Origin of the sequence: Pseudopedobacter sp., assembly GCF_040392825.1 — a bacterium.
Classification (GTDB): domain Bacteria; phylum Bacteroidota; class Bacteroidia; order Sphingobacteriales; family Sphingobacteriaceae; genus Pseudopedobacter.
Genome location: NZ_JBEBVH010000318.1, coordinates 1 through 4020, shown reverse-complemented (window position 1 = coordinate 4020; position 4020 = coordinate 1). Strand labels below are relative to the sequence as shown.

Annotated in this window: 6 protein-coding genes; 1 reads left to right on the top strand and 5 read right to left on the bottom strand. The window is 34.3% G+C overall.

Translation table 11 applies throughout. The features are described from left to right. Both ABWO41_RS16185 and ABWO41_RS16180 read right to left on the bottom strand, forming a co-directional pair. The coding region (locus ABWO41_RS16185; protein WP_353140262.1) for a sensor histidine kinase at nucleotides 1-805 on the bottom strand (805 nt) is incomplete at its 3' end. Between the two features lie 107 nt (nucleotides 806-912). Beyond that, a complete protein-coding gene (locus tag ABWO41_RS16180) occupies nucleotides 913-1560 on the bottom strand; it encodes an HD domain-containing protein (RefSeq protein WP_353140260.1) in 648 nt (215 codons plus the stop codon). A gap of 231 nt (nucleotides 1561-1791) precedes the next feature. On the opposite strand from ABWO41_RS16180, the gene def reads away from it, so the two are divergent. Next, a complete protein-coding gene (def, locus tag ABWO41_RS16175) occupies nucleotides 1792-2361 on the top strand; it encodes a peptide deformylase (RefSeq protein ID WP_353140258.1) in 570 nt (189 codons plus the stop codon). 33 nt (nucleotides 2362-2394) lie between these two features. Here the strand turns inward: def and ABWO41_RS16170 are convergent, their stop codons facing one another. From ABWO41_RS16170 to ABWO41_RS16160, 3 genes are all read right to left on the bottom strand, one after another. Then, complete coding sequence (locus ABWO41_RS16170; protein WP_353140256.1) at nucleotides 2395-3021, bottom strand: carboxypeptidase-like regulatory domain-containing protein; 627 nt, start codon at nucleotides 3019-3021, stop codon at nucleotides 2395-2397. Nucleotides 3022-3152: 131 nt separating this feature from the next. Continuing rightward, nucleotides 3153-3425, bottom strand: a complete 273-nt coding sequence (locus tag ABWO41_RS16165) for a NifU family protein (protein ID WP_353140254.1) — start codon at nucleotides 3423-3425, stop codon at nucleotides 3153-3155. Nucleotides 3426-3459: 34 nt separating this feature from the next. Continuing rightward, nucleotides 3460-4020, bottom strand: a 561-nt coding sequence (locus ABWO41_RS16160; protein ID WP_353140252.1) for a P-loop NTPase, incomplete at its 5' end; no start/stop codon positions are given.

Genomic DNA, 4020 nt, shown 5'->3' with positions numbered 1-4020 from the left:
CTACTAAAACTTGCTCATGCATTTCGAAGATAGTTATAAAGGTAGTTCCTCCATCTTTTCCGTATTTAATAGCATTTCCGATAAGATTTACCAAAACCTGTTTAATTTTATCTCTATCTGCCATTACAAAGGTTGGCACATCATACTTATCTTTAAATAATAGCTCTATTTGGTGCTTTTCTGCTTTTAGCTCTAACAATTCCATTACCTCTTTTATTAAAATGGTAATATCAAATTTTTTAATATTTAGAGGAACAGAACCGCTTTCCAGTTTAGAAATCTCATCCAGATCTTTTATCAATGCGCTCAAACGTTCTACATTATTTGATACTTTCTTCAAAAATTTCTGTGTTTCTTCTATATCTGTCAGATCACTATCCTGCAAAACTTCCAGATATCCTTCTATAGAAAATAAAGGCGTTTTTAGCTCATGTGAAAGGTTAGACAGAAATTCCTTTCTAAAAGTAGCTAATCTTTTCAGCTCGTCAATTTCAATTTTCTTTTCTTTGGCCCATTCTTTTACTTCCTGTTCAACATCATTAATCGGGTCCGGAGAAACATATTCTCCCAGGGCATCCTTTAAATCCTTCCCTAATTTTAAACTATGAATAAGCTTATAAATAATCTTAATTTTAGAATATACATATTTCTCAATCAGGATATAGAATACAATATAACTGACAAACAAAGATATAAGAGAAGTAATACCAAAATAAAACCAGTTATGCTGAAAGTAATAGTTCACAATTCCTATTGACAGTGATACGGCTAATGCATTCAAAAAAACGAGTGTTCTAAGTTTCATAACAAATGCTATTTATAAATTAAAGCACAAAGAGCGCCAATATTATTCCCTTTAAAAAAGTGCCAAATATCAATTAAGATAGTGAAAAAATGATTAATAAAATATTATCATTTTTTTCCATCCCATTCTTCGTAAAACTGCTGTAGGAAGTTTACCATAAAGTAATGTCTTTCTTCTGCTATACGCTTTCCTGTTTCGGTATTCATTTTGTCTTTAAGGAGTAAAAGCTTTTCATAAAAGTGGTTTATCGTAGGAGCAGTAGAATTTTTGTATTCATCTTTGCTTTGATTAAGATTAGGTTTTATATCGGGATTGTAAATTGCCCGGTTTTTAAATCCCCCGTAATTAAAGGTCCTCGCTATTCCTATGGCTCCCATTGCATCTAAGCGGTCGGCGTCCTGCACCACTTTCATCTCCATAGATGAAAAAGCAATTTCACCAAATTGAGATTTGAAGGACATATATTTAATGATGTTGGAAACATGATAAGCGACATCATCATCCATATTCATGCTCTTTAGAAATAAAAATGCTTTCCGCGGCCCCATTTCTTCATCGCCGCCGTTAAATTTTGAATCTGCAATGTCATGAAGTAATGCCGCAAGCTCTACAACCAATGCATCAACCTCTTCCTTTTCAGCTATATTTTTAGCCATTTTCCAGACACGTTCCACATGGAACCAATCGTGTCCTGACTCGGCTTGTTCGAGTTCTTTTTTTACAAAACATTTGGTTTGTGCGACAATTTCGTTCATGAAATATATAGTTTAAAACTAAATTCAAAAATATAAATGCTTAGACAAAACTATGAACTAATTAAGCTTTAACTATCAAATAATAACAGTCGTGATTCGCTTCCGTTCGTTATGCTGTAATCAATTAATTACTACAATTAATAATGGTAAATGCAGCACAATTTTTACGATTAACACATCTTATTAGTTTACCATACAAGTCCTCAAAACAATTTTTCTTAATTTTGCATCATGAAATTACCAATAGTTGCATATGGCGACCCTGTTTTAAAAAAAGTTGCTGTTGATATAGATGAAAATTATCCGGAATTACCTGCGCTGATAGAGAATATGTTTGAAACCATGTATAACGCAAATGGGGTTGGTTTAGCTGCACCACAAATTGGTTTATCTATCAGATTATTTGTAATTGATGCAACTCCTTTTGCGGATGAAGATGCTTCTTTAGCCACGTTTAAAAAGGCATTTATCAATCCTGTAATTACAGAAGAGAGTGGAAAAGAATGGAAGTTTAACGAAGGTTGCCTAAGTATTCCGGACATCAGAGAAGATGTTTCCAGAAAAGAGCAAATTACAATTTCTTACTACGATGAAAACTGGAAGCACCATGAAGATACTTTTAATGGTTTGGCTGCCAGAGTTATTCAGCATGAATACGACCATATAGAAGGTAAATTATTTACAGACAGAATCAGTGCTTTAAGAAAAGCCATGCTTAAAGGAAAGCTGGATGCCATTGTAAAAGGGCATGTAAATCCAGGCTATCGAATGAAATTTGCTACTAATAGAAAGAAAAGATAATTCTCTTAATGAGGCTTTCAGGCCTCATTAAACTTACTTCTTGTTTTTCCCCTCAGAAATTTGCTTCAGAAAAGCTGCCCAAGCCAAAGGATTAAGCAGAGGGTTGGTTTGCACCATATTTTTGTTTGAAAGACCTATGTGCTGATTGTTAAAACTCATTCCTTGAATTTCAGCACCGTCCATAGGCACACCAAAGGTCATTGCATCTGACATTGTCTTTTTAACATTTTTCTTTGCTATTTCCAGATCGTCATCAGCAAATTTCATGGTTAAGAAGTCGTGTTTAAACTCGTCTGTGCTTGCCCAAGGGAAAACGCGAACAACAGGCAACTCTATATTATCTGATTTTAGCTTAACCAAAGCGGTATATTTTTTCTCACGAATGTTATTTGGTATAACAACCACTGCTTTTTTATAACCGACAGATGTAAATACTATGCTATCTCCTTCATGAACTACAAATGAATAATAGCCTTTATAATTTGCGGCATAAGCTTTACCTGCTGTTGTATTTGTAAGGGTTACATAGGGAATAACAGAATTACTATCGACATCATAAACCACTCCCGAAAACTGCACTAACTTTTTCTCTCCGCTGTTTTGAGCTATAGCAGCAGAAGCTATTAAAGTAAAAAATAATATGTGCAGTAATCTAAACATCTTATTCTGAAAACTTAAAAATAGCAAAAGACCAGACTTTATGCTGTTAAATATTGTTAAAGCAAAAAGCCTTAGTATATAAATAACATAAGGCTTTCAATTTATACTTCTCTATAAGAACTGTGCAATAACTATACCGCAGATGTACTATCTGCTTCCATAAGGTTTATAGCTTCTACAGCAGTGATAGATGGAACGGCTTTTTTAATAGCCTGTTCTATACCTGCTTTTAATGTCATGAAGCTCATTGGACAAGAGCCACACGCCCCCAAAAGCTTTAGCTTAACTATATTATCATCTGTAATTTCTTCTACAGAGACATTTCCCCCATCAGCAACTAAATACGGTCTTATGGTATCTAACGCACTTTCTACTTCATTGAACAAATTATCTTTTGATTCCATATGTATCCTTTTTATAAAAATAGAGATTTTGGCCCTATTTTGCAATTTCATTATTAATAGCGATCTGCTGAGCTACTTTTTGAGCCAGATCTACAAATATTTTTGACATGATATGTCCTCTGTTTAAAGTTATAGGTTCACCTTCATCCCCGGCTTCACTAATGCTTTGTACCAAAGGAATTTCACCTAAAAATGGTACATTATATTTCTCCGCCATCTTTTTTCCCCCTTCTTTTCCAAAGATATAATATTTATTATCAGGTAGTTCTGCCGGCGTAAAATATGACATGTTCTCAACTATACCTAATACAGGCACATTAATAGAGTTCATCATAAACATACCCAAACCTTTTGCTGTATCGGCTACAGCTACTTGTTGAGGTGTAGTAACAATGACAGCTCCTGAAATAGGAAAACCTTGTGTAATAGTTATATGTATATCTCCAGTTCCCGGAGGCAAATCCACAACAAGATAGTCTAACTCACCCCAATCTGCATCGTTAAATAATTGTTTTACGGCATTAGAAGCCATAGGACCTCTCCAGGGCACGGGCTGATCGGGATCTGTAAAAAATCCTAATGATAACATTTTGAT